Consider the following 23,898-nt stretch of genomic DNA (forward strand, 5'->3'; position numbering starts at 1 on the left):
TTTTATTTAAGACCGTTTTCTATCTCGGGACGAACCTTCATTCCGTCTTTTAATTGGGTGAGTTTTTCCACGGCGACGATACTTCCCGGGCTTAAACCTTCCGATATTTCGATCTTATCCTCGAACTGATTTCCGGTTTTTACTTTGGCTCTTAAAGCGATTCCGTCGTTGAGAACGTAAATCCAAGCAACTTCGTTATCTTTCGCGAACAACGCCTCCGAAGGAACCAAAAGGGACATTCTTTTTTCGCCGGTAAAAATGGAACTTCTTACGAACATTCCCGGAGTCAAGGATCGATCGTCGTTTTTGATTAGGGCCTTAACTTCCATCGTGTGGGTTTTCGGATCGACGATCGGATTGATGATTCCGACCTTTCCGTAAAACTTCCTATCCGGATAAACGTCCGCCGTAAATTGAAGATCCATATTTTTACGGATCGAAATCATATCCGTTTCTCGAATATTCAATTTTACGAATACTTTATTGATGTTTACGAGAACGAGAATCGCCTGATCCGGGCTATTCACCGCTCCGGGATTTACGTATTCTCCGACGTGTTTGTTGATATAGGCGACCACCCCGTCGATCGGCGAACGAATCGTCGCCGCGCGAATCAATTCCTCGGTGGACGTCAAAGCCGCCTTAGCAGATTCCACCTGAGATCGTGCGACGTCCACTTCCGCCTTGTCGATACGAGTGTTGATATCCACGAATAATTTCAATTTTTCCTTGGGGTCGTCGGGAACTTTCATATTTTTCGAGGTGATGTCCTCGTTTCGAAAGCCGACCATTCCCATTTCCAAATCCTTAAGACTCATACGGTATTTGGCTTCCGCGGTGATCAGAGCCGTTTGCGATTGTTCGATCTCTTCCTTGCTGATACCGCCCTCTTGATAGAGGGTTTCCTTACCGGCAAACGTCATCTTCGTCTTAGCCAGTTCGGCTTTGGCTTCTTTGGTTTGTGTCCTTCTTTTTTCGATATCCAACATCCTGACTTCGACGCTTTCCCTGGCTTTCGCGTATTTCTCCTCGCTAAGACTCAGCGAAGAGAGCGAGCTTTGCAGAGCGGCTTGATTTTTCTTTCTTTCCAGCTCCAATTGAAGGGTGTCGATGTGAAGCAGTATGTCTCCTTTTTTAACCTTTTCCCCCTCTTTCGCTTTGATCTCTACAATATTGCCCGCGGTTTTGGAAACGATATCGACCTTGTCCAAAAAGTCGACCGACCCCAAAGCGTGAATCGCCGGATTTATCATTTCAGGATGAACGGCTATCGCTTTTACGATCACCGAGTCCATATCCGTCGCGTAACCTTTGTCCTTCTTTTTGAAAAGATTCAGGACAAACTCCAATTTTCCTTCCTTCTTTTTATCCCGAATGGACGATTTTGGATCTGAGTATATGAAAATTTTATAAATTACGAATAAACAAAGAACGAATAACACCGTCTTCGTGATTTTTAGTTTTAAAACGTTTCTGAAAGTCTGGAATTTGGAGTCGGACATATATTCTCTTTTTTATTGTTTTTTGTTTATTTCCGACTCGATCATTTTGGCCGTGTCCGGATTCTCTTCGGAGATAAGTCTGGCTTTTTGAAAATAACGATCTGCCATCTCCTCGCTTTGGGCTTTTTGATAAATTTTTCCCAATCGTAGATATATAAGTGCGAGTTTCGACGACTCTCCCTTAGCTTGGTTGTATAAGGAAAAGGCCTCTTCTATTTTTCCTTCGGACTCCAACACGGTGCCGAGTGTGTATTGAACTTCCCATTGGTTGGGAATACGATTGATTACGAGTTGGAGGCGTTCCTTCGCTTCCGTTCTACTTTCGTTTTGTAAACTTTGGACTTTTGAAAGCCAATAAGCCGCGTTGGAATTACATTTGTCCTTGTTTGCGGCGTTTTCAAACATCTCCTCGGCCTTTTCAAAATCCTTTTTATAATAATGGATTTTTCCCAACATGATCATCGTTCTCGTCGAGTCCGAATCGATTTCCAACACTTGCGAAAAAAGCGCAAGCGCTCCGTTTAAATCCTGTTTAATGTAGGCGAGATCCGCGTCCCTTTGTAAGGACTTTAACTTTTCGGATTCTTTCTTACAGGAATACGTCGCAGCGGCGATGAGTACCAATATAGGAACAAAAAAGTTCTTATGCGAATGTTTATATCGTGTTTTCATTGTTTTAGGAGAACGTTCATCCTATTGGAAATATTTCGGCAAACTTCTTTCAAAAGATTCGCTTCGTTTAAGGTTCGTCCGTTTACGACGTAGGTAATGCCGCCTTTCAAAACCCCGTTCGAATCGTAGACTTTGAGAAATACCAACGAATTGAAATCCTCTTCCAATAAGTTTCCGGAGTCGTTGTTACCCACCGCTCCCTGAACGAAATAGCGGATTCCCATTCGTCCGGATAAAAGTTTTATCTCCTCGCTTGAAAGAAAATCGCCGAATTGCACATCCTTAGATATATTAGAAAATCCTACTACTGTTCCCTTATCCAGGACCTGGCGGAGATTTTCGGGAAGTAATTCCTTTAAATTGGTCGTATTTTCCGCGCTTCGAGTTTCGTTCGCAATCGGATTCGTTTCCTTTTTCCCGGCGGGCTCGACGGATTCGGAATTCGAGATCCCTTGCGAAAGTAATTTTCTCAAGGATTTTTCCTCGGGCATCTCCTTAACGGAATATCCTTCCGCCATAAAATGCAGTTGAAGCATATCCTTGAAATTTTCCATAAGATAAGGCGAGAATCTCGCGTCCCTACTGACTATCTTTCCTATGGCTAAAGGAAAATTTTCTTCGGACTTCATCACATAAACTTGATAACTTCCGGCCGAACGAAATAGTTTCGATATAGTCGAACAATCCCAGAAAACCGCCGCGAGTGAGAGTAATACGATCGATAAGAAAATTTTTTTCATAGTATCCTCTTTTAATTGCTTTCGAAGAAAAAACTGAATTGGGAAGACAAGGCGGTCCCGTTCGTATTCGTGGCCGATTGGTCGATTTGAATCATATAAAGCGGATAATTCACCCCTCCGATACCCGTATTGAACAGGATATCGAACCCGCAGGTCAAACCCACGTCCGTCATCGAAATCGTCAAAACCCGATCACTATCGCTCCATACCCATCTCCCCTTGTATATGGAGGAGGCGCTGTTGGGAACCTGGGAGATCGCGCTTATGTTCACGGCGTTTACCGTACTTATCGTGTTCATCGGTTGATTGAAAACGATTACGATGTTATCCGAAGTGGAATCCGCCGGACAAGCCTGCAAACCCGGAGTGAACGAATAAGAGGAAGCGGGAAGAAAAGGAGTTCCCGCCTGCCACCAACATCCGGTCGTAACCGCCATACTATTACAGTTGGCTTGATTTCCTCTGCCGATCGCGATCACCTGCGGAGAATTATTCTCGGTTCTGAATATTAGAGAAAATGAATTTTGAAGGGAATTACCGGCCAAATCCTTTGCCGAAGTGGAGATCGTCAAAGTGTAATTTTGTCTGCTGGTCAGCGCGATCAAAGGCGTTAAGGTCATATCGTTTCCGGCGAAGGTGATCGCAAAATTCGCCGAAGGAGAAACGGATAACGCGTTTTGAGTGGAGGCCGGATCCATCGGTTCGTTGAAGTGGATCACGATCGGAACGCCGGTGCATACGTTATTCGTAAGCGTGCCGCTTTGGGAATTGAGAACGTCGTTGGGCGCCGCGCCGCAATTGTCACCGTCCCCATCGACTTCAAAATCGATTCCGGTCACGACGGGTTGGTTCGAATCAAGCGCTCCCACGACGAAAGTCGCGTTTACCGGATTCCTAAGTCCTTTGCCCGAAGTATTCGTCACGGAAGTGGAAAGGGAAATATTGTATCTTCTACCGTACTGGAACGCAACGTCCGGAGTAAAAACCATCTGGTTTGCGGTCGGAAATGTAAACTGTCCCGTCACCGAAGGAGAAACCGAAAATCCGGATCTGAGAGAGGACGAATTCATCGGTTCCGAAAAGGTAACTACGATCGGATTGATGGCGGGGTTTCCCGTACATCCGTTGTTCACGGTCGCAGCGAGAATGTTCGCAATGATACCCAGACCCGCTTGGCAATTCGCAAGAGTTCCCGAGAACACGTCTATGGAATTGACCGCAGGAAAACCGCCGAGCGGAGAGGTAAGAAAATAAAGAAGATAAGCGTTTTGGATCTGAATCCCTCCCGAATCTTTTGCGTTTTGACCGATCGAAATCACGTACTGAGTGTTCGGATTGAGCGATTGAGCGGCGATAAATCGAAGAGTCGTCGGAGACGTCCAAGAGATGAGTCCCGAAACGTTCGGACTGATCGAGAACGCCTGAGAAGTTGCGTTTTGATCCATATTCTTACTGAATATGACTTCGAAAGAGGCCCCTTGACCGGTCCCCACGTTGTCGGTGCAAACGTTGGTTATGAAAGACGCGGACAAGGAATCATCCATACCGCCGTCGCAACCACCGGGTCCCGTGGCAACGTCGGATAAAACGTTCAATATTGCGGGAGGTGTTCCGTTTACGGGACCACCGTTTCCGGTGGTAAAGAAGCTGATGAACTCGGAAACCATCGCGTTGCCCGCAAGATCTTTGGCAGCGGTGCTAATCGTAAGTTTATACTGGGCAAACAAATTCAAATTTTGAGACGGGGTAAAGAGCAATTCGGTAGGCGCAGGCCAAGTGATGAGTCCCGTAACCGACGGAGTCAAGGAGAACGCATTCGTAGTCGCGGCTTGATCCATCGGCTCGTTAAATCGAACTCGGAACTTAGTTCCGTTCGTTTGGCTGCATATGTTCGTAGTCAAATTCGGAATCGGAGTGAGACCCAAATTCCCGCAGGCGGGAGCCAAGTCGCTTAACAACGGACCGGTCGTAAAGTCCATTCTAGGCGGGAGAAGATCTATCCCGAACGTAAAAGAGAACGAATAAGAGGAGCCTAACGTATTTCCGTCCAAATCCATCGCGGAACCAGGAATCGAAAGCGTGTAAGTAGTGTTTTGCCAATCCTGGCTTGGAGTAAAAACCAAAAGACTGCTGTTTCCGCAAGGACCGGTAGAACCGCATAACGCATTCCCGCTTGTAAGCCAGGTTTTTGTTCCCAGAATATTCGGAGAAATACTCAACGCATTTTCAACCGTAGATTGAATCACCGATTCGCTAAAATGAATGAATATCGGAGTGTTCGCAGAAGCGGGGGAAAGACCCGAACAAGCTCCCATCTTATCTCGGATTCCGTTAATCGGATCGAGAATTGACGCAAGGGTTCCGGGAGCACAACCCGCTCCCGTGTTTATAAAACCGTCTTGAAAGATCACTCTCGGAATTTGAAAATCCTGACCGACCGTAAACGAAAACGAATAATTTTGACCGAGGAGATTTCCGGCAAGGTCCGTTGAATTACCGGAAATGGTGACCGTGTAAGTCACGGAATGTTGCCAGGGAGTAACAGGCGTAAACGTAAACCGGCTCGCAGTTCCGCAGGGCCCCGTGGAACCGCAGGCGCCGTTCGGACTTGCGGACCAGGTTTTAATACCGTTGATGTTAGGCGATATATTGACGTTCGAATCCGTCGTCGCTAAATTCATCGCTTCCGAAAAATCGATGATGATCGGAGAGGATTGAAAACCCGGAACGATACCGGAACACAAACCGACCGCGTTAAAAAGACCGCCCGGAAATAATGTGGAAGCAAGTGTACCGGGAGAACAACCCGCCGCGTTTTGTATAAATCCGTCCTGCATCAACACTTGGGGTTTCACGATTTCCGTTCCGACCGTAAAACTTGCGGAGACGTTTTTACCCAAAGGATTTTCCGACGTGTCTTGTGCCGTTTGAGAAATGGTTAAAACGTAAGTAAGACCGGTAGTAAGAGCCTCCCTAGGCGTAAAAGTCAAAATCGTATTATTATTGCTCCAAACGAACGATCCGACCATTTGAGGAACGGTGAGAAAATTCGATTCGACGGTCCCTCTGTCCATCGGTTTGGTGAATTTCACCACGATCGGAGTGTTGACACAAACGTCGGTTGTACTGTAAAAGTTATTTGGAAAATTAACAAAATCTAATATGGGATCGGTAATGAGGCAACCGGTCGTGTTTTTCCGTCCGCCGATCGAAATCACGTCGGGAGGAAGAACGTCCGTGCTTACCGAAAAACTGATACTGTAGGGTTTTTCCAAATCGCGGCCTTCCTGGTCCTCGCATCGATTGGAAAGATTCACCAAATACGTTATACCGCCTTGCCATCTTTTGTTCGGGGTGAACGTAAGGGTGCTTCCGTTGATTTCGAAAAGTCCGGTCACTCCGGGTTGAACCGAAAACGCACCGATACAACTTTGTTCGTCGATCGGCTTGTTGAAGGTCATCACGATTTTCTGATCCCTTAAAACGCCCGTTTGTCCGGGAGAGGGAATGGAATACAACACTTTCGGAGAAGCGGGATTGTTATCCAATGGAATCCAATTTTTGAATTTATTTTCGAGTTTACTACAATCGATCAGAAACGGACCGATGCAGGATAGGAATATTAAAAAAACGAGATGTTTGAATTGTTTGCTCTGTTTCATAGGTTTACTTCTTTTTGAGGGGGTCGTATGCGTCCAATAAACCCCCGTCCGGTTCGAGATCGGTATCCGAGGAGTTGAAATATTCTTCGATGTCCTTAACTTTAAAGTTTTCGCTGACTTTCGATTTGGGAATAGGTCGGTTTTGCAAGATCAACGGAAGAATCGTATTTCCGTGATTCGGCTTATAATTGAACAACTTCAACGAATCGGGTTGTAAACCCGATACCCATTCCAATTCGTAAACGGAGGTGCAATATTTTCCGATCGCATCCACAAGTTTTTCCTGAGCGCCCACAAGTTCGGTTTCGGCAAAAAGTATGTCCGACCTTTTCGCTTCCCCGACTTGGATTTTGGTATTCATCAAGCGCATACTCTCGTAACGAAAATAAACCATTCCGCTTCCGATCGTTATTAAATCGTAGGATTCTTTGACAACGTCGCTCGCCTTATCCACTTCAATCGCGATGGACTGTTCCAAACGTTTTTTTTCGGCGATGGAATCGCCCATCTTTATCTTACTTTCCATTACCTTTCTCGAATAACTCATGTTATCGAGAACTTGCAGATTATTGGATGTTGCCGCATTAAAATTAGGATTGACCGTTCCGGCAAACCCGCTGCTCGCTTGGTTGTTGTAACGCATACCGAGATTTTCAGTCGTCGTATTGGTGGAGCCGCCCAAAGGAAAAACAACTTTTACGTTCACATTCCACGTATCGTTTTGCAGCGGATAAGTTACTCCGGTTCTTCCGTAGGAACCCCCGACCGATATCTGAGGAATCCATGCGTTTTCGGCCAGCTCGCGTTCCTTCGCTAATTTTTTATTGTTAATTTTGATTCTGACGATTTCCGATCTTTGGTTTTGCGCGTTTGCTATCAGGGTATCCTTTTTGAAATCGGGATAGGAAATATAAAAGTCCGTCAGTAAGTCCCCTTCTATTACTAGATCCGATAGATGGTCCAAACTCATAGCCAACTTCAAATCGTTCTTTGCCTTTAGATATTCGTTTACGGATTTCACCAAGGAGAATTCGATTTCCTGAAGACGGGAAGCTATGCTCAAAACCTGAATCTGCGTTGTAAAACCGAGTTTCGCCTCCAATTTCGCAAGTCTCAGCTGTTCTTTGGCTCGTTCCACCGACTTCTTGTTGAGTGCGACCTTGGCAAGAGCGACTAACGTGTTTATGAAAGTTTTTTCAACTTCCAATCTCACTTTCGAAGACGTGATCTTAAAATCCTCTCTGGTTAATATTTCCTCCAACTGAGCGATATCGAGATCCAGCTTCTTTTTTCCCCCGTCGTAAACGATCTGGTCCACGTTAAGTAAAATCGCATTGTATATATAGTCGTTCGAATCCTGAATGATGTATCTCTGTCTCGTCATATTGACGCCCAGAGTAGGCAGCAAATCCCTCCATCGTTCCGATATGAGTTCCTTTATCGCGGCATTTTTGTTTTTGAGGGATAATAAGAGATAATAGTTTGTTAACGCTATTTGAGTCGCGGTTTCCAAGTTGATCCTTAAGGTTTTCCTTTCGGAAGCGTCGATTCCGGTGCAGACACAAAGAAGGAGAACGATAAAACGCGCAAACAGGATCGAAAAATCGCCGATAACCCCCTTTTTCGGCATTTCGATCCTGTATAGATTTGTTTTCCGCCGATTTTTAAGAAAAAAAACGCACTCGAAACTGAGTGCCGAATGTAAGGATGTCCAGAAAAATCGAAAACATTTCTTAAAATTTGTTTGTGGTTCGCGGGAGTCCCGTTTCCGGACCCACACATTGTGATCGCTAATTTTATGAGATATCACAAGGCACATTTGAACCCAAGTACTTCGGTGTAATATTTCAGTCAATATAAATTCAATTGTGGTATAAATTTATTGGATTTTAGTATTTTCTAAAAACGATAAGAGAAATAACGCCCTAAATCTTTCGCACATTTATTAAATCAATGATAAGGCCTTTCCGATTTTCGAAATCGGGTCTTAGCAAAGAGGAATGGAAGATTTACTTGAAATCATTAAGCGACAAGACTGGAAGGAAATCATTAAGATTCTCGCAAAGAAAATCGATCCGACTTAAACGGCATTTTAAAATCAAGAAAGGTTTTTTGAGTTAAATTATTTTAATTGTTTTCGATCTCTTTCTTTGCCAGACTCAAAATTAATTTTTGTGCGATTTCGAATTCTTTTTTAGGTAAAATCGCCAATATTTCGATCATTTTAGATAAACCTTCTTTTGCGGTTATTTTTTTCAATAAAACCGCTTCGAATTCGATTTCTTTCGTTTTTATCCGAGATATCCGTTGGCGCGCCACCTTTTTCGGCAATTTACCTTCAAGAAGCCATTCTCTTCGATATCCGTGCACCATTTCTATCGTAATTGCAGCGTCCTCCGGTACCGGAAATCTACCGCTGAGCCAACCGCTGATCGTTTGTTTCGACTTGCCGATCGTGTTCCCAAACTCACTTTGATTCCCTTTGAAACTTAAGAGTATGGTTTTTAATCTTTTTTTTTGCTCGCTCAAAACATGTCCTAGAATAATACTTTTTTGTTGACACTGGTATTAAAATAATACCAACATGTCTTTGGAAAATCCATTAATAGTACAACTTTCAAAAAATCAATTCAAATGTCGGTTCAGTCGCTGTCCATGGGTCATAATTTCCAAAAAAATAAATATAGTAATTTCTTTTGCCTTGTTTTAAGTCATAAAAAAGAGATCAGTGGATAAAGATTATGTTTTTACCGCCAAAAAAGAGACTTTCGGTAAAACTCTTTATTTTTTCGATCCCCTCTCCAGAGCGCATTTCCCCTCTCAAAAAATTTTCCGATGCGAATCCGGTTGAAAACCGTCTCCGATTTCGTATCGAATTGAAAGAAAAGAAAATCGATACCGTAGCAATTTTATCGGAACCAGAAAGAACACTCAGAAAAGTTTGAGATCCGGTTCGTTCTGACCGGATACACTTAACGTGCAGTTGTATCAGCGTGAATTTCTTACCGTGTCCGATCCAAGCTATAGTAATCGACAAAGCGAAGACCAATATTAAACTTTAGTGAAGAATTAGCGTATGAACCTTAACCATTTAATTCCAGTCTTAACGGGATTTCTCCATTTGTTTTTCGGGATTTATGTCTTTAGTTTAAAACCAAGACAAAAACTACAAACTTTATTCCTGTTTTTGAATATATGTATGGCGCTCTGGCTCTGCATTCAAGGCCTTCGAGGTCAGTTCCCGCCTGAATACCGCAATTTCGGATTGAACATAACGTTTCTTCCGATGTCCATGGCGACTTTCATTCTGTATCTTCTTTGTAAAAAGATGGAGAACGGCAGTCAGAAAATTCCGATTCAATCGCTGGTCCTGGGTATCATAGGATTTTCCTATTTCACCTGGGCTTCTTTTAGCCAGAAAATGGTGGTATTGGGAGATCCGAATACTTTCGTTTTTGATTTGAGTTTGAATTACCATTTGATCATCGGCTTTTCCAGCTTTTGGGTTCTGTTGTCGTTTGTGGCGATTCTGAAAAAAATGCGACTTAAAAGAGGAAACGATAAGGTAAGACTCTTTTTAATACTTCTTGGTTCCTTGTTTGCGATGCCGGTCACTTTGACGTTTATCTATTTGCTGCCGTTTTTGGGGGTCTACAAAGCATATTTGTCATCTCTGGGACTTTCCATCGGTTCACTCTGCTGGGCGGTTGCGATTTTGCACTATGATGCTTTTGAAATCAAGGCCAGCCTGATCCAAGGTCAGAGAATTTCTATGATCAATCGACTCGCATCCAGACCTTTTTTGAAACTCATGGGGAAATTGGATCCGATGAGATTCGTTCAAAAAAGTTCGAAGGCAAAAGAGGAGATCACGAAACAAATTCTCATCCAAGACTTCTATTTAGCCGAAAATACCGGTGAAATATCGGTGGACGAAAGAGCAAAAATCCTTTCGAGAAGATTCGGAAAGTATTTTAAATAGTTCGCACAGAGAGGGTTCGAAAAATTCAAATTGTGATAATAATCATTGACATATATCACTGATATATGCAAAGTTGTTGCACGTGAGTATTTTTCGAATCCGAATCGGGTCAATTTTTTTACCCGGATTTATTTCGAGCAGCCGACCGATTTGAATCGGTATAAAATCCGCCTACTCCCGGTTTTAATTACGGGCGTACAAAGGCCAACGGCGTTCCTCACACAATAACGGGGGCGATATGTCGAAGTGGTATGATCCAGCGGAATTGGAAGCTTTTTTAGGCTCGTTGCCGAAATTCAGGAACCGACTTCGACTCGCAACCGAATATAAAAATCTCCGAACAAAAGCCCCGAAAGAACTCAGGTATATCATTCTGATTCAAAGATTGTATCTACAAAAGAAAATCCTATTAAGACGAAATGAATGGATGAAAAGGGAACTAAGAAGTATCTTTTCGGAAAAAATACATCTTGAAAGCGAATTAGAATCGCTTGAAAAGCGGCTGAAAGAAATACGAGACGAAAATACAAATTTAATCGGCGGTTAGGAACCAACTTTTTCGATCTTATCTAACGTAAGTTCGTAGAAAAAGCTTGAACGAATAGGAAACTCAACGTCGCTACCCGGATGCCGATCTATAGAGAAGCATCTGCTTAAGTTTCTTCGGTCGCAACATAATGCGAAAATTCCTTCGAAATCTAACTCAATGCTGCTTCTATGGATCACAACATAATAATCGTTGATGAATCCGAATCGATTCGAATAATCTTTTGATCGTTTAAAAAACATTCTAAAATTAGAATATTATCATTCTAATATATTTATTCGGCAAACTTAGGAACGGGAGTTTTTAACGCTTTATTCAAAAAACCTATGATAACCCCGAAGATCAAACTCGCTACGATCAGAGGAAGCAAATGAGAATATTGTTTCGGAATGACGACCAATGCTATAAACCAAGGCAAATTTAATAATTCCGTGAGCAGAATCGAACCTATCGTCTTAGGCAATCCGGTTTCCGCAAGAGTCACGATACATCCGCAGGAAAACCAAAACAACATCGATTGAATTAAAACCCATCGAGAAGCCGTTGGGTCTGCAAAAAAAACGAGCAAACCTTCTAAAACCGCACAAACGGTTCCAATCGATAAAGCGTTTCTAAAACGAATTCCTTTTTTATTCATAAAGTTATCTTCCGTAATACTTGTATTCCTTCAAAATCGAAGAACCTTTGGAAAAGTAAAGTCAAAATCCTTTTCGATATAGTATTTAATAAATATTGAATATTATTTTAACGTCATCGTTTTATAGGCCCGGTTGAAACCTGTCATATATTCCCTTAGGACTTCTTTCAAAATGGAAAGATGAATCCATCTTTCCGCTTATCTTCGTGTTTTACTCAATTCTCTTTTTATACTATTCTTAATTTTATTTTTGCAAACATATCGATCGTTTCTTTACGGACATTCAATCGCACATAAACTTTTCTTTTCATAGCGACCTTATTCTCCTTCCTTGTTTTGCGGTAAATTATGTGAGTTTGATTTAAGGTTCCCGTCCCGTCTTACTTAGCAACAGATTATAAAAAATGCGAAAGCGATCGAGTGTAAAAACTAAAGCAAAACACTTCCTGGACCGGCAACACCACTCTCTATGGATCGCTCATCTTAGCTCCGCTAAGAGCCAAGGCTTTTCTTACGCCGAACGCAGGTTAAATTGCGCGTAAATTCGATATTTTAAAAAAAATCCGCAAAAAAAGTTTTAAAAATGGGTCTTATGAGCAAGAATTTGATTTCTTGGATAATTTTTTGAAATGAAAAAGAACTCGGTTTTTCACATGGATTACTTTGAAAAAATCGTGGATCGATACGGTGGATGGGAACTTTGGAATCGTTTGGATTCCGTAGAGTTTTATTTTCAACGTTTAGGAGGTCCACTTCCGTTTCTGAAAGGACTCGGTAGAACTTTTAATAAACACGGTCATGTGCGAATTTTTCCAAAGTACTTTACGGCCGAATTTTCGGAATATCCGGTTCCCGGAAAAAAAATAGTATTCGAAAATGGTAAAGTAGGAATTTTTAATATGGACGAAGATCCGATTTCGTTCGAATTTCTAAATTACAGGGACAATTTTTACGGCTTGAAAAAATACAGAAGTTGGAGTCCTCTGGATGCTTCGTATTTTTTCGGTTATGCGATAACTCAATATTCAAGCGTTCCCTTTATTCTAAAAGAATACGCTGTTCGAAAAGTCGAATTTGCCGACGGTAGGTTTCGTATCGATGCGGAGTTCCCGCAGCATCTTCACACACATTGTAAAAAACAATCTTATCTTTTCGACAAAGACGGACTTCTTGTTCGTAACGATTATACCGCCGACATTGTCGGTCCTTGGGCCAAGGGAGCGCACTTTACGTCTCATTTTCAAGAACTCGACCGTTTTCCAATCGCAACAAAACGAAATGTGTTTGTTCGTCTGGGAAGTCTGGTGACTCCGATTCCCGTTTTGTCGGCTGAACTTAAACCTTTGAAAATTCATTTTATCTAATGTATTCGATTAGAGATCGGATGTTATATTAACGTGAATTACTCATAGCTATATAATAAAGATATAATATTTAGCATTGAAGTAGTATTTTGCGATAAAAATTAACGGTGCTCAATTTTATAGAGATCAGTAGTGGAGAAAGTTTGGGCGAATAAGAAGTTCGAGTGCAACGACTCCCTGGACGCCGATCCATAGAAAGGCGTCCGCTTGAGTTTCCTGGGTGACAACATAATAATCGCTTTTGCATTATTGGTACTCACGTTAGGCAAGGTCAATCCGACATCTGACTCCTATCTCCACTGATCCCTAATACGTTGGAGTTCCCACATTTTAGGGATCTGACTAGGGATTAGGAACTGGCACAGCAATCAATTATGTCATCAAACGGCGTTTTCAAACCCAATAGAAAATTTATGCGACAATACCGGGATGGACTCATCTCAAAGCGACATAACCTAAATTAAAAACAAAATGAGAATTTGTTCCGACAGAATTCTAAAATAAAGAGTTGTTTCCAATTCGCAAGCAAGGATCGCAGCGCAATTTTCTCTTACAAAAGAAAAATAGATCATAAAAAGTTCCCTAATTTAAAAAACCTTCAAGGAATTCCGCGAAAGATCGATTTTAAATACTACGGAGCGCAGTATGAATATTTCCGGTGATCTATCCATTTCAGAATTCAAACCACGACAACATAACGAACCTACTTCCTTACCGAGTTTGGCGGGGCCGATCGGAAAAAATTCCTTTCTCGACCTGATGAAATCTTTACAAGGGTCCGCACAGAAGGGATTGGATGCAACTCTGGCCGGAATTCAAAACACATTTTCAAAGACGGAAACTTCCGAGACAATGGAAGAGAATGAAGAAGTAGTCGATGAAAAAAAAACCGAGTCGACAAAATCAAAGGAAGAAGTCGGAACGGAAACGGAAGGTCCGGCACAAGAGGGGGAAGAATTAGAAGTCGTTGAAGAAGCGACTAACGTAAACGCGCTACCTTGGTTTCTTGTTGCGGAAGCCAAACCGAACGAAACCGTCGATCCGGAAATCGAATCCGCGATTTTAGACGAACTCCAAACCGAAATCATAGAAGAAGTTTCAATCGAAACTCAAGAATCAAAACCCGCACCCACAAACGAACTGATCGAAAGTTTTTTTTCCAGAGAAGAAAAACCTGAATTGTTAAACGAAGTCGTCCTCGAAAAAGAATCCGAAATTTTTCTCGAAGAAAAGGAAAACCCTTTTCTTGTTCTCGAGGGTTCGAAGGATTTAAAACGTCAAGTCTCCAAAAAGGAAGAAACGATTCGAGAAGAGGAATCTAAATTGTCCCCATCCGATACGGAATCGGCCTCTCGTCCCAACGAAAGCAATTCCAAGGAATCCAAAGAAAACGGAAAAGGATTCCCCCATAAAGAAACCTCGTTGAAAGGTGTGGACGAAACAAAAACCGAAGTTTCCAAAGAACTGGCTCTTGATTCCGAAAAATGGAAAATCAGCAGAGACAAAAAAACGGATTCTTATATAAATCTAAAATCTTCCGCAAGAGAAGAAATCAAAACCGCAGTCCTCAATCAATTCTCCGAAAATTCTTCCGGTAAATCGGGACAGGAACAATCTTTTCGTTCCGGCGGAGGAGATTCTTATTCTTCTCTCGTAAAAGGAGTCGGAGCCCCACTTTCTCCCGGAAAAGAATCACACACACTCGGAAAGGATTTTTCCATATCAAAGGAATCTAATGTTCTTTCCAAAAGAGACATTCAACAAAATTTTCAGAACCTGATTCGTTCTGCGCGAGTTTCCATTCTTGAGAATGGAAAAACGGAAGCAAACATTCGGATGAACCCGAAAGATTTGGGCCAGATGTCTCTTTCCATTTCTACGGACAAGGATATCGTTCGAGGTAAACTTCTCGTGGAATCAGATTCCGTTAAACAGCAGTTAGTCGCCGAGCTCGCGAGTTTAAAACAAGACCTCAAAGCAAACGGACTCGAACTCGAATCCCTCGTGATCGAAGTTAAGGAAAAAGGAGAGGCTTTCGCTTTTAACGCGGAATCCGATAAGAACGGAAAAGATTCGCATTCCTTCCAATCCGAGTTCGGGGAAGAATGGAACAATGATTTTAAAAATTCTTCTTACGAAGAAGATGAACTTTCTTTTGAAGAAAATTCTTCAGAGTCTCATGGTTTTGCGGAAAAAACCGATGGGAAAACCGAGAAACTGCTCGATCTGAAAGTATAGGACTCGGAGAAAATCATGCCAGAAACAGTGGGCGTTAGCCAACAAGCTACCAGAGATCGTTACCTCGAAGGAGACAGAAGTTTTAAAATCCGGAACCACATGGAAAATCTGGAGAAGGAAGAAAAAAACGGTCTCAAAGGAATCGAAATTCGTTCCACGGTTAAGTCCCTCGGTAAGGATGATTTTTTAAAGCTACTCATAACGCAGCTTTCCTCCCAAGATCCGACCAACCCGGTTAAGGACCAAGACTTCATCGCGCAGATGGCGCAGTTCTCTTCTCTCGAACAGATGAATAACATCTCCACCGGAATTCAAAAGATGGGGAACCGTCAGAGTTTTTCTCTCGTCGGTAAACTCGTTTCCGGTCCCGACTTCGTAAGCGGTGAAAGCATCGCGGGTATCGCGGGCGCTCTTTTCTTCGACGGAGAAGGTAAAACTTTCGTTCGTGTCAACGGAAGATCCATCGACGTGGAGCAAATCTCTCTCGTCAGCGATCCTACCGTTCTCAAGGAACAGGAAGCGGCTTTCAATCAAGCGCAGGCTCAGTCCGCTCCCGCTCCGCAAATGGCGCCTAACGCGCCTCAATTAAAAACGGAAAAGAAAGAAGTTTCTACGGAAACGTCGCCTAACACCGCTTTTCCGGAGAAAGCGGTCGTCCCGCCCAATGTATCGCAGATAAAAGCGGAAAAAAAAGAAATCACACCCGCAATTGAACAAGCTCCCGAGTTAAAAGATAAAACGGCGGCCGAAGAAAAAATTTCGGACTGGAAGTTTCCGGGAAAAAACAAAAGCAATTCATACGAATAAACAAAGGATAATCGAGGTAACAGCTTTATGATGAGGTCACTCTATTCCGGTGTATCCGGACTTAAGAACCACCAGGTCCGAATGGATGTCATTGGAAATAACATCTCCAACGTGAACACTCACGGTTTTAAAACGGAACGTGTTACGTTTCAAGATATGATTTCTCAGGAACTCAGAGGCGCTTCCGAACCGAAGGAGAATATCGGTGGTGTGAACCCTCAACAAGTAGGTTTGGGTTCTTTGATCGCGGCGATCGATAAGATCATGACTCAAGGTTCTCTTCAAACCACCGGAAAAAATACGGACGTCGCTATGTCCGGAGAAGGATTTTTTATCGTTAAAGACGGAGACAAACAATTCTATACGAGAGCCGGAGCATTCAACCTCGATAAAAACGGTTACTACGTAAACCCGGCGAACGGACTCAAGGTTCAGGGTTGGAATTCAAGACTGGACGATAAAGGAAACAAGTTCATCAATTCCTCCGCCTCGATCGAAGACATTATCATTCCTGTATATTCTAAAGAACCCGCGAGAGCGACTTCTCAGATCGATTTCAAATCCAACCTGAACTCTTCCGCTCCTGCGGTTCCGCCTGACGCGACTCAAGACGAAATCACCGCGATGATCAACGATCCGGATCCTAAGATGAGAAGAGGTCACGTAACTACGATTAAGACCTTTGACGACCAAGGGATTCAGAGAGAATTCAAAATGGAATTTTATAAGGTTCGAGATAACACTTGGAAAGCTCGTGTGAGTATGACCGACGCGACTCAACTTTCCGCGGACGTTTCCGGAACCGGAGGGCAAAACACACAACTTCCGGGAAACACGGAGTTGGAATTCGGTTTTACTCCCGACGGAAAACTCGTCTATGTTTCCGACGGAGTGGACTCGATGAACAGCGGTAAGCTGAGTGCAAAGATGTCTTTTAAAATCGCGGGAAACCCTGCGGTTCAAAGTTTTGATCTGAATCTCGGTGAAGCGGGAATGGTGGACGGGATCACTCAATTCTCCTCCGACTTTACCACAAAAGCGGTTAAACAAGACGGTTATACGATGGGTTATCTGGAATCCTTTTCGATCGATAATTCCGGAACGGTAACGGGAGTGTTTTCAAACGGAGTCCGTCAGCCTCTTGCAAGGATCGCGACTGCGGTTTTTAACAATCCGGCGGGTTTGGACAAAGCGGGAGATACTATGTTCGCGTATTCCATGAACTCGGGAGAACCTAACATCGGTGAGGCGGGAGTACAGGGAAGGGGTAAGATCAACGCGGGTCTTCTTGAAATGTCTAACGTGGATCTTTCCGATCAGTTTACGGATATGATCGTGACTCAAAGGGGATTTCAAGCCAACTCAAGAACCATCACAACTTCCGATCAGATGATTCAGGAAGTCTTGGGACTCAAACGTTAATCTTCTTTTTCAATGATTTCCTCTTCGACCTACTGATATGAGTCGAAGAGGAATCTAAATTTCATACATCTCAAGTTATAGATTCCTTCTATTTTTTTGCAAAGTTCGGAGAAAAATTCTCTTTCCTATATCTTTCCAATATGGTTTCATTGATTCCTGGTAGATGAGTCAGAAGTTTCCTAAATACATAGTCACGGACTTCAGTTCCATCGTTAAAAGGTTAGATCCGATCGCTCATCGCTTAGATGTGCGGTTTTTAGATTTTAAAGAATTCTTTCAGTCCGAATCCATCCGCAAATCCATCGGATTTTTAAACATCGTCTTCTATTTGACCGTTTCCAATCTCAAAGAAACGCAAAGAAAAATTCATAAACAATTTCAGAGAAACCCGTTGATCTTAAGTCGTTTTATCTTGAACGAAAACTTGGATTACGTTCATTCAAAAGATCTAAAAATCGAAGAAGATCTGATTTTTTCGGTCCTACCGGAATCGTCTTCTGATATGATCTTAAACAAAACCTTTCTCAACGCGTTCACTCAACTTCAAATGATCACGGATCAGTTCGATCTTCAGCATAAGGTCAACACAACCAAGTATGAAATTTCGAAGCTGACTCGGATCGGAATCAGTCTTGCGGACGAAAAGGATTTCAACAAACTCCTCCGAGAAATTATCTTCAGCGCGCGAGAAATAGCGATCGCCGATTCCGGATCCTTATACCTCGTAGAAAAGGACGAGTTGGGATTCGTTCGCAATCTTAGATTTAAAATTTCATCCATGCATATCGATACGGAAGAATTTTTACTTCCGATCAACAAATCCAGCGTTGCGGGTTACGTAGCCGACACCGGAAAAATTTTGAACATCCCCAACGTTTATGATTTGCCCAAGGACGCCGAATATAAGTTCAACGGTAACTTCGACGTCCTTTCCAATTATCATACGAAATCGATGCTCGTAGTCCCTATGAAAAATCATAGGAACGAAGTTGTGGGAGTCATTCAACTCATAAACAAAAAGAGGAATTTCAATCAGAAACTGACCGTCGAACAGATGAAAGGAGAGGACGTTTTCGCCTTCGACGATTATTCCGCTCAGCTTGTGATGAGCGTCGCGGGACAAGCGGCGGTTGCGATTCAGAATAACAATCTTCTAATGGAGATAGAAACCCTTTTTGAAGGTTTTGTGACCGCGTCCGTAAACGCGATCGAATCCAGGGATCCCACCACGAGCGGTCATTCGTTTCGAGTGGCCCTTCTAACGGTGGGTTTGGCGGAAACGGTCGATTCCGTCCAAGACGGTAAATACAAAGACGCTAAATTTTCAAAAGAACAGATCAAAGAAATACGTTATGCGTCTTTGCTCCACGACTTTGGAAAGGTGGGAGTTCGGGAAAAAGTTTTGGTCAAATCCAAAAAACTGGAAGACTACCAACTCGAACTGATACGCTGGAGATTCGAGTACGTCAAAAAAGACATCGAATCCAAAATTCTCCAGAAAAAGACGGACTATCTAAAAAAACACGGAAGTATCGGTTTTTCCGACTACGAAACCTCTCTTGAATTCGAACTTAAGGTGGAATACCAAAAACTCGATCAGATGTTTCGGATCGTGGTCGATTCCAACGAACCTTCCATATTAGAAGAATCTAATTTTCAAATGTTGGAAGAAATCGCGAAGGTGAATTATTTTACTACGGGCGGGGACAAACTGCGTTTGATCTCTCCGTACGAATTCGGTTTTTTGACGATCAAAAAAGGATCCTTGGATTTTGCGGAAAGAAAGGAGATCGAATCCCACGTGGAACATACGTTTCAGTTTTTGAGTAAGATTCCTTGGACCGGAGATCTGAAAATGATTCCATCCATCGCGCACGCGCATCACGAAAAGTTGGACGGCACCGGTTACCCGAGAGGGCTCGACGAAAATTCCATTCCGGTGCAGTCGAAAATTATGACGATCTCCGATATCTTCGACGCGCTTACCGATAAGGATCGGCCTTATAAAAGGGCGGTTCCTTTGGAAAGGGCATTGGATATTTTGCAAATGGAAGCGAAGGAAAATCACGTGGATCGGGATCTTCTTAAAATTTTTATCGAGGGAAAAGTTTACGATCGATTGAACAATTCGGGTTATCTACGTTAGGCGAATGTAAAACCCGCAGATTTTATTTCATCCCCGCGTAAAGTCCACTTTCAAGAATGGAGTTGTTTAAAAATTCCGTAAGTTCAGATTCACAAGACCTCTTCAATCGCCCATTTCAATCAAACAGAAACAAATGAAGAATTAATTTTTCAAAGAAGCGTCTCCGTTTACGGAAAAAGTTTCCTGCGGAACTACAGCGGACTTTTTACGAACAAAAAGATCGACTCGATACATGATGGCGATCGTAAGAAGAATGGCAATCGAAACTACGTATCCTAAATTTTCATAACCCTTTAAATATCCGCTCGAAGTCTGAACGACGATCAGACCGGCGCAGTAGGCCGCGATTCCTCCCGAAATTTGTTGTAAGGAAGAACAGATCGCCATAAAGGCTCCTCGATCCTGTAGATCCGGAATGGAGGACGTAAGCGCGTTCGCAGCGATCATCCGAGCGGTAATCTGAATGAAAAGCAAACAGTTGATCGAGATTACAAACAATAAAGATATATTTTCCAGTCTTGTATAGTATAGGACGATTGCAATGGCCATCACGGAAGCTCCTGTAAATACGACGTATTTTCCAATCGCGTCTGAGAGACGTCCCATCAAAGGTCCTGTGGCAATACTAGCGATACCCGTAGCTATATAGATTTCCGGAAGATCTTCGAGGGGGATTCCAAGATTATGGACCGTAAAGGCGCTTCCAAAAGGCATCAGCATGAATCCACCGGTAGCCAGAAATGTGGTAGCAAGAAAGCCGGGCAAATAGATCGGTTTAATCGCGGTTTGAATCAAATGTTTAAACGCTTTCTTCTGATCGGCGGTTTTTAGATGTGTGATGATCGGTTTTAGATAGAAGATGATTCCGATTCCTACGAACGCGCTGACACAGGTAATCCATAAAAAAGGAGACTGCCATCCCCAATGAGTTGAAATAAAAATTCCTAGAGGAAGTCCAAAAACTTGACTAGCCGCAAACGCGGTCATCACGATACCCATCACCCTACCGCGCACTTCGAAAGGAAATAGATCCGCGATGATTGCAAAACTGATAGAGGCGATAACACCCCCGAAAAGACCCGTAACAATTCTTGCAATAAGTAAGGCTTGATAGGTGAAGGCTAAGCCGCATAACGCGGTTCCGATCACGAAACCTACGTAGAAAAAAAGAAGGATCTTCTTACGATCGAATCTATCCGCAAATCCGGCCGAAAGGATTCCGGACGCACCCGCGCTGAACGCGTAAACGGAAACGACTAAACCGAACTCTTCGGTGGAAATTTTTAGGTTCTCCATAACCTGAACGCCTAAAGGCGAAAGGATCATAAAATCCAAAACGACTGTGAATTGAATGAACGCGAGTAAGGCGACTACGAATCCTTGATACTTGGTAAATGAGAATTTCATTCTGTTTCCTTGAAACGATAGGATAGACGGTTCGATCTGCGGAGTTTATACGCGTATTCTGAGAATTTGGTCTTGCAGCTTAACCCTAAATGCCGCCCCGGCATTTATGATTTCAGGTCGTTCCGGGCAACTCAACACCTCGCTTCTATTGGCGCTCGGTGAGTTTTGCGACACGACGTAAGTATAACGATCCTTTGGATACAATTCCAGTGATATTTTTTTGACAACCGATTAAATCCTTTTGGACGGAACTTTTCGTTTTGAAACTGAAAGACCTGGATTTTGATTGTCGGAGAAAAGATTCAACAGCTCGGTTTGTTTTTTTCAATATACTGAGAATATTCCCAGAGAAGGAGCGGAACCGCCTCCGGTCGATTCATTTTTGATTTTGGGTGCTTCTTCCGGTCGCATAGACAGTGGATCGCGCCGCATCTAATTGTACAGAGATTCCCCTTCCAGAGCCTCGAGTAGCTTCCACAATCAAGGCTACTTTACCAGTTAATGATTTACTCATATAGGTTCGATTACGTTCTTAAGATTTCATTCGGTTGAACTCCTCAAGTATAGAAGATTCAATGAAAAAGTCCACGAAACAGATGCAGAAAATATTTTCAACCTTACAAAGCAGTTTGCTACTTCCTTTAAAACTGATTATGCGCTATTCAAAATTAGTTTTAATTCTCTTATTCAAGAATCTTCTGCTCGCTTTTTATTAGCTGAGGAAAATGAAAAAATTATAGCATATTGTCTTGGATTCGATTCGATCATTATACTCTCTACGCCAATGGAAAAGTTACTTGGCTTGAAGAAATTTTTGTTTCAGAAGATCGTAGAAGGCATGGAATTGCTCGACTTTTAATGTCTGAATTCGAAAACTGGGCTCGATTTAGAAATTCAAAGCTTATTGGTCTTGCGACCAGAAGAGCAAAAGATTTGCATCAATAGGATACGAAAATTCCGCTATTTTTTTTAGAAAACTACTTTAGAAAAAATGTCGAGGAGACTCTTTTGTTAGGCGACATCGCGAGGATTTAATATGAACAACATTATCAAAATAAGTTCACTATACGCATTGATATTTTTTAACTTTTGCAGTATTCCTAGAGGTAAGGTTTATTTTTTCCCACCCACGAAGGAAGGGGGAACGTTAAAAAAATTATTTCCCGTTACACTCGAATATAGAAGCATTAACGTTGTAATTTATACAAAGGAAGCGGACGGAAAAAGTTTGTATTCAGGTCTGGTTCAAGATAATGGAGATTATGTACATTCGGAAAAATGCGATTTAGATGATAATGATTGTATAAGCATCGCGTTAGAACATGATCAAGACTGCAAATTGAGGCAAGGCTATATTACAGTCGTTGGAAAGTTTACATTTCAACCTAAGAATTCTTTGCGCTCTACGTTGCATTCATTCAACTTCAGTAAAATAATTACCGTTCGTTTTGACAATTGTCAGTTAGGCTTGCACGAAATAAGAGTCGCAAATTCTGCTGTGATTGAATCGATCCGGCGGACGACTATGCCGCAGAGCTACATGTACGACTTACCGGGATTTTTAGATAGATATTTTTATTTCAAATCCGACAATAGTCAGTTACAAAAACTATATAATGATTTAAGTAACGAGAAATATAATGATGTATCACAAATTTCTCACGCCCAAAAAATACTAGAAAAAGCGGAATCCCAATTTCCAAATGACGCGTGGTTAATTCGTAATATAGGGACTATGATACTTTTTCAAGGTGATTGGCAAAAGGCTTGCGGGTATTATAGAAGATCAAAGATGTTAGGATATACCGTACGCATTGAAGAATGGATCTATGCCTGCGATCAGTTTGATTTTAGCTCTGTGATACATGTACTATGATCGCGGTAAAAGAGCCATTAAAAGGCGCATTCTCTTAGATCGGCGCGCGGCGCCTATAATTTTTTGTAATCGTCCCTGCCGACGTTTACGATTCTAAATTACTTTTTTCTACTTTAAAAACATTTAAAGTACTTCGAAACGAGAAATTGCTTAAACCGAGAATCCTTTCTTTAAACTTGTATGCGCCATCGTTCTGTTAAGGATGATTTTAAGGTAGATTTCGGGACAAACTCTGATATGGCGCACCCAACCGAGCCGTAAATATTTTTTCGCATTTTTATCATCAAATAGTTTAACTCGTTAGAGAAAAGCATTCGCGACGATTGATCAGACTGATATTCGCGGGTTGGATACCGCAGGATAATCTATACATCGGGAGCTGTTCTTAGTCTAAAAACGAAGGTCAAATTTGAAATTCAAATTTGCTTCAACACTGAGTCAACAAGTATTCCTCCTTTATCGTACATCTTCTCTAACGAATAAAACCATTTGATGAAACATTATTCTAACTCTAAGCTACTAGATTCATCGCTGCCCAAAGAAAACCGGATAGCTCTCGTGAGACTGCCGTTATCATTACTTGAGGTGTTTTTCCTCTTTGCTGCATATTACGAAACTTCTTGTGTAATCTTAAGGAAGCTTTTTCTGCTAAAGCAACGACTAACGCAGGTTGTCCGACCCTCCTTGCAGTTACGATCTTACTACCTGTTCCGGGAAAGCGATGCTGCCAAGCAGCTTCCGTCAAAATCCTTCTAAGTCTGGGACTTCCCGTTTTTGTAATCCCCGTTTGTTTTCTTTTGGAACCGCTGGAATATTCTCCAGGAACCAGCCCAAGAAAGCTCATGAAAGAACCGGCTGTTTTAAATCTCTTAAAGTCACATACCTCACAAAGTAAA

The 23,898-nt window shown here is 42.3% G+C and carries 17 protein-coding genes and 2 pseudogenes; 10 read left to right on the top strand and 9 right to left on the bottom strand.

Annotation, left to right across the window (positions count from 1 at the left end; all coding sequences use genetic code 11):
* Positions 1–2 precede the first annotated feature (2 nt).
* The 6 genes from LEP1GSC194_RS07515 to LEP1GSC194_RS07540 all read right to left on the bottom strand — a co-directional run bounded on the left by LEP1GSC194_RS07515 (position 3) and on the right by LEP1GSC194_RS07540 (position 9,105).
* Positions 3–1,502 carry an efflux RND transporter periplasmic adaptor subunit gene (locus tag LEP1GSC194_RS07515; RefSeq protein ID WP_020773035.1) on the bottom strand — a complete coding sequence of 500 codons (1,500 nt, stop codon included), beginning with the start codon at positions 1,500–1,502 and terminating at the stop codon, positions 3–5.
* A 12-nt stretch (positions 1,503–1,514) separates the two neighbouring features.
* Positions 1,515–2,174 (bottom strand): tetratricopeptide repeat protein, encoded by a 660-nt coding sequence (locus LEP1GSC194_RS07520; RefSeq protein WP_020773031.1) that lies wholly within the window; start codon positions 2,172–2,174, stop codon positions 1,515–1,517.
* Positions 2,171–2,914, bottom strand: a complete 744-nt coding sequence (locus tag LEP1GSC194_RS07525; RefSeq protein ID WP_020773026.1) for a lipoprotein — start codon at positions 2,912–2,914, stop codon at positions 2,171–2,173. Before LEP1GSC194_RS07525 ends, LEP1GSC194_RS07520 begins: the two co-directional genes overlap by 4 nt.
* An 11-nt stretch (positions 2,915–2,925) precedes the next feature.
* Positions 2,926–6,576 carry an Ig-like domain-containing protein gene (locus LEP1GSC194_RS07530; protein WP_020773053.1) on the bottom strand — a complete coding sequence of 1,217 codons (3,651 nt, stop codon included), beginning with the start codon at positions 6,574–6,576 and terminating at the stop codon, positions 2,926–2,928.
* Positions 6,577–6,580: 4 nt separating this feature from the next.
* Positions 6,581–8,170: a TolC family protein gene (locus LEP1GSC194_RS07535; RefSeq protein WP_036041746.1), complete on the bottom strand. Its 1,590-nt coding sequence runs from the start codon at positions 8,168–8,170 to the stop codon at positions 6,581–6,583.
* Positions 8,171–8,703: 533 nt separating this feature from the next.
* Positions 8,704–9,105, bottom strand: coding sequence for a helix-turn-helix domain-containing protein (locus LEP1GSC194_RS07540; RefSeq protein ID WP_020773052.1), 402 nt, complete (start codon positions 9,103–9,105; stop codon positions 8,704–8,706).
* A 547-nt stretch (positions 9,106–9,652) separates the two neighbouring features.
* Here LEP1GSC194_RS07540 and LEP1GSC194_RS07550 point away from each other — a divergent pair.
* Positions 9,653–10,558: an LIC10906 family membrane protein gene (locus LEP1GSC194_RS07550; protein ID WP_036041737.1), complete on the top strand. Its 906-nt coding sequence runs from the start codon at positions 9,653–9,655 to the stop codon at positions 10,556–10,558.
* Between the two features lie 238 nt (positions 10,559–10,796).
* Positions 10,797–11,105: an LIC_10907 family protein gene (locus LEP1GSC194_RS07555; protein ID WP_020773043.1), complete on the top strand. Its 309-nt coding sequence runs from the start codon at positions 10,797–10,799 to the stop codon at positions 11,103–11,105.
* 274 nt (positions 11,106–11,379) lie between these two features.
* Here LEP1GSC194_RS07555 and LEP1GSC194_RS07565 read toward each other — a convergent pair whose 3' ends face one another.
* A complete protein-coding gene (locus tag LEP1GSC194_RS07565; RefSeq protein ID WP_020773032.1) occupies positions 11,380–11,742 on the bottom strand; it encodes a hypothetical protein in 363 nt (120 codons plus the stop codon).
* A 653-nt stretch (positions 11,743–12,395) separates the two neighbouring features.
* Here LEP1GSC194_RS07565 and LEP1GSC194_RS07570 point away from each other — a divergent pair.
* The 5 genes from LEP1GSC194_RS07570 to LEP1GSC194_RS07590 all read left to right on the top strand — a co-directional run bounded on the left by LEP1GSC194_RS07570 (position 12,396) and on the right by LEP1GSC194_RS07590 (position 19,719).
* Positions 12,396–13,106 (top strand): hypothetical protein, encoded by a 711-nt coding sequence (locus LEP1GSC194_RS07570; RefSeq protein WP_036041748.1) that lies wholly within the window; start codon positions 12,396–12,398, stop codon positions 13,104–13,106.
* A gap of 645 nt (positions 13,107–13,751) precedes the next feature.
* Positions 13,752–15,344 carry a flagellar hook-length control protein FliK gene (locus LEP1GSC194_RS07575; protein ID WP_020773037.1) on the top strand — a complete coding sequence of 531 codons (1,593 nt, stop codon included), beginning with the start codon at positions 13,752–13,754 and terminating at the stop codon, positions 15,342–15,344.
* Positions 15,345–15,359: 15 nt separating this feature from the next.
* Positions 15,360–16,151, top strand: coding sequence for a flagellar hook capping FlgD N-terminal domain-containing protein (locus tag LEP1GSC194_RS07580; RefSeq protein WP_036041740.1), 792 nt, complete (start codon positions 15,360–15,362; stop codon positions 16,149–16,151).
* A gap of 27 nt (positions 16,152–16,178) precedes the next feature.
* Complete coding sequence (flgE, locus tag LEP1GSC194_RS07585; RefSeq protein ID WP_020773045.1) at positions 16,179–17,573, top strand: flagellar hook protein FlgE; 1,395 nt, start codon at positions 16,179–16,181, stop codon at positions 17,571–17,573.
* Positions 17,574–17,736: 163 nt separating this feature from the next.
* Complete coding sequence (locus tag LEP1GSC194_RS07590) at positions 17,737–19,719, top strand: HD domain-containing phosphohydrolase (RefSeq protein ID WP_020773041.1); 1,983 nt, start codon at positions 17,737–17,739, stop codon at positions 19,717–19,719.
* 141 nt (positions 19,720–19,860) lie between these two features.
* Here the strand turns inward: LEP1GSC194_RS07590 and LEP1GSC194_RS07595 are convergent, their stop codons facing one another.
* Positions 19,861–21,126 carry an MFS transporter gene (locus LEP1GSC194_RS07595; protein WP_020773027.1) on the bottom strand — a complete coding sequence of 422 codons (1,266 nt, stop codon included), beginning with the start codon at positions 21,124–21,126 and terminating at the stop codon, positions 19,861–19,863.
* A gap of 523 nt (positions 21,127–21,649) precedes the next feature.
* Here LEP1GSC194_RS07595 and LEP1GSC194_RS07600 point away from each other — a divergent pair.
* The 3 genes and pseudogenes from LEP1GSC194_RS07600 to LEP1GSC194_RS22940 all read left to right on the top strand — a co-directional run.
* A pseudogene (locus LEP1GSC194_RS07600) lies at positions 21,650–22,112 on the top strand (GNAT family N-acetyltransferase).
* Between the two features lie 50 nt (positions 22,113–22,162).
* Entirely contained in the window at positions 22,163–23,002 is an 840-nt protein-coding gene (locus tag LEP1GSC194_RS07605) for a hypothetical protein (RefSeq protein ID WP_020773040.1), read from the top strand.
* Positions 23,001–23,178 (top strand): annotated as a pseudogene (locus tag LEP1GSC194_RS22940) (IS5/IS1182 family transposase); the annotation flags it as partial. The gene LEP1GSC194_RS07605 and the pseudogene LEP1GSC194_RS22940, both read left to right, overlap by 2 nt.
* 335 nt (positions 23,179–23,513) lie before the next feature.
* Here LEP1GSC194_RS22940 and LEP1GSC194_RS07610 read toward each other — a convergent pair.
* Positions 23,514–23,898 (bottom strand): transposase (locus LEP1GSC194_RS07610; RefSeq protein ID WP_036040695.1); only part of this gene is annotated, 385 nt, incomplete at its 5' end.

The sequence above is a fragment of the Leptospira alstonii serovar Sichuan str. 79601 genome, from assembly GCF_000347175.1.
Lineage (GTDB): Bacteria > Spirochaetota > Leptospiria > Leptospirales > Leptospiraceae > Leptospira > Leptospira alstonii.

Excerpts from the sequence above, each read along its gene's own strand:
- flgE (WP_020773045.1), top strand. The coding sequence starts at position 16,179 with ATGATGAGGTCACTCTATTCCGGTGTATCCGGACTTAAGAACCACCAG.
- LEP1GSC194_RS07565 (WP_020773032.1), bottom strand. The coding sequence starts at position 11,742 with ATGAATAAAAAAGGAATTCGTTTTAGAAACGCTTTATCGATTGGAACC.
- LEP1GSC194_RS07570 (WP_036041748.1), top strand. The coding sequence starts at position 12,396 with ATGGATTACTTTGAAAAAATCGTGGATCGATACGGTGGATGGGAACTT.
- LEP1GSC194_RS07525 (WP_020773026.1), bottom strand. The coding sequence starts at position 2,914 with ATGAAAAAAATTTTCTTATCGATCGTATTACTCTCACTCGCGGCGGTT.
- LEP1GSC194_RS07595 (WP_020773027.1), bottom strand. The coding sequence starts at position 21,126 with ATGAAATTCTCATTTACCAAGTATCAAGGATTCGTAGTCGCCTTACTC.
- LEP1GSC194_RS07515 (WP_020773035.1), bottom strand. The coding sequence starts at position 1,502 with ATGTCCGACTCCAAATTCCAGACTTTCAGAAACGTTTTAAAACTAAAA.
- LEP1GSC194_RS07605 (WP_020773040.1), top strand. The coding sequence starts at position 22,163 with ATGAACAACATTATCAAAATAAGTTCACTATACGCATTGATATTTTTT.
- LEP1GSC194_RS07550 (WP_036041737.1), top strand. The coding sequence starts at position 9,653 with ATGAACCTTAACCATTTAATTCCAGTCTTAACGGGATTTCTCCATTTG.
- LEP1GSC194_RS07520 (WP_020773031.1), bottom strand. The coding sequence starts at position 2,174 with ATGAAAACACGATATAAACATTCGCATAAGAACTTTTTTGTTCCTATA.
- LEP1GSC194_RS07555 (WP_020773043.1), top strand. The coding sequence starts at position 10,797 with ATGTCGAAGTGGTATGATCCAGCGGAATTGGAAGCTTTTTTAGGCTCG.
- LEP1GSC194_RS07530 (WP_020773053.1), bottom strand. The coding sequence starts at position 6,576 with ATGAAACAGAGCAAACAATTCAAACATCTCGTTTTTTTAATATTCCTA.
- LEP1GSC194_RS07590 (WP_020773041.1), top strand. The coding sequence starts at position 17,737 with ATGAGTCAGAAGTTTCCTAAATACATAGTCACGGACTTCAGTTCCATC.
- LEP1GSC194_RS07575 (WP_020773037.1), top strand. The coding sequence starts at position 13,752 with ATGAATATTTCCGGTGATCTATCCATTTCAGAATTCAAACCACGACAA.
- LEP1GSC194_RS07580 (WP_036041740.1), top strand. The coding sequence starts at position 15,360 with ATGCCAGAAACAGTGGGCGTTAGCCAACAAGCTACCAGAGATCGTTAC.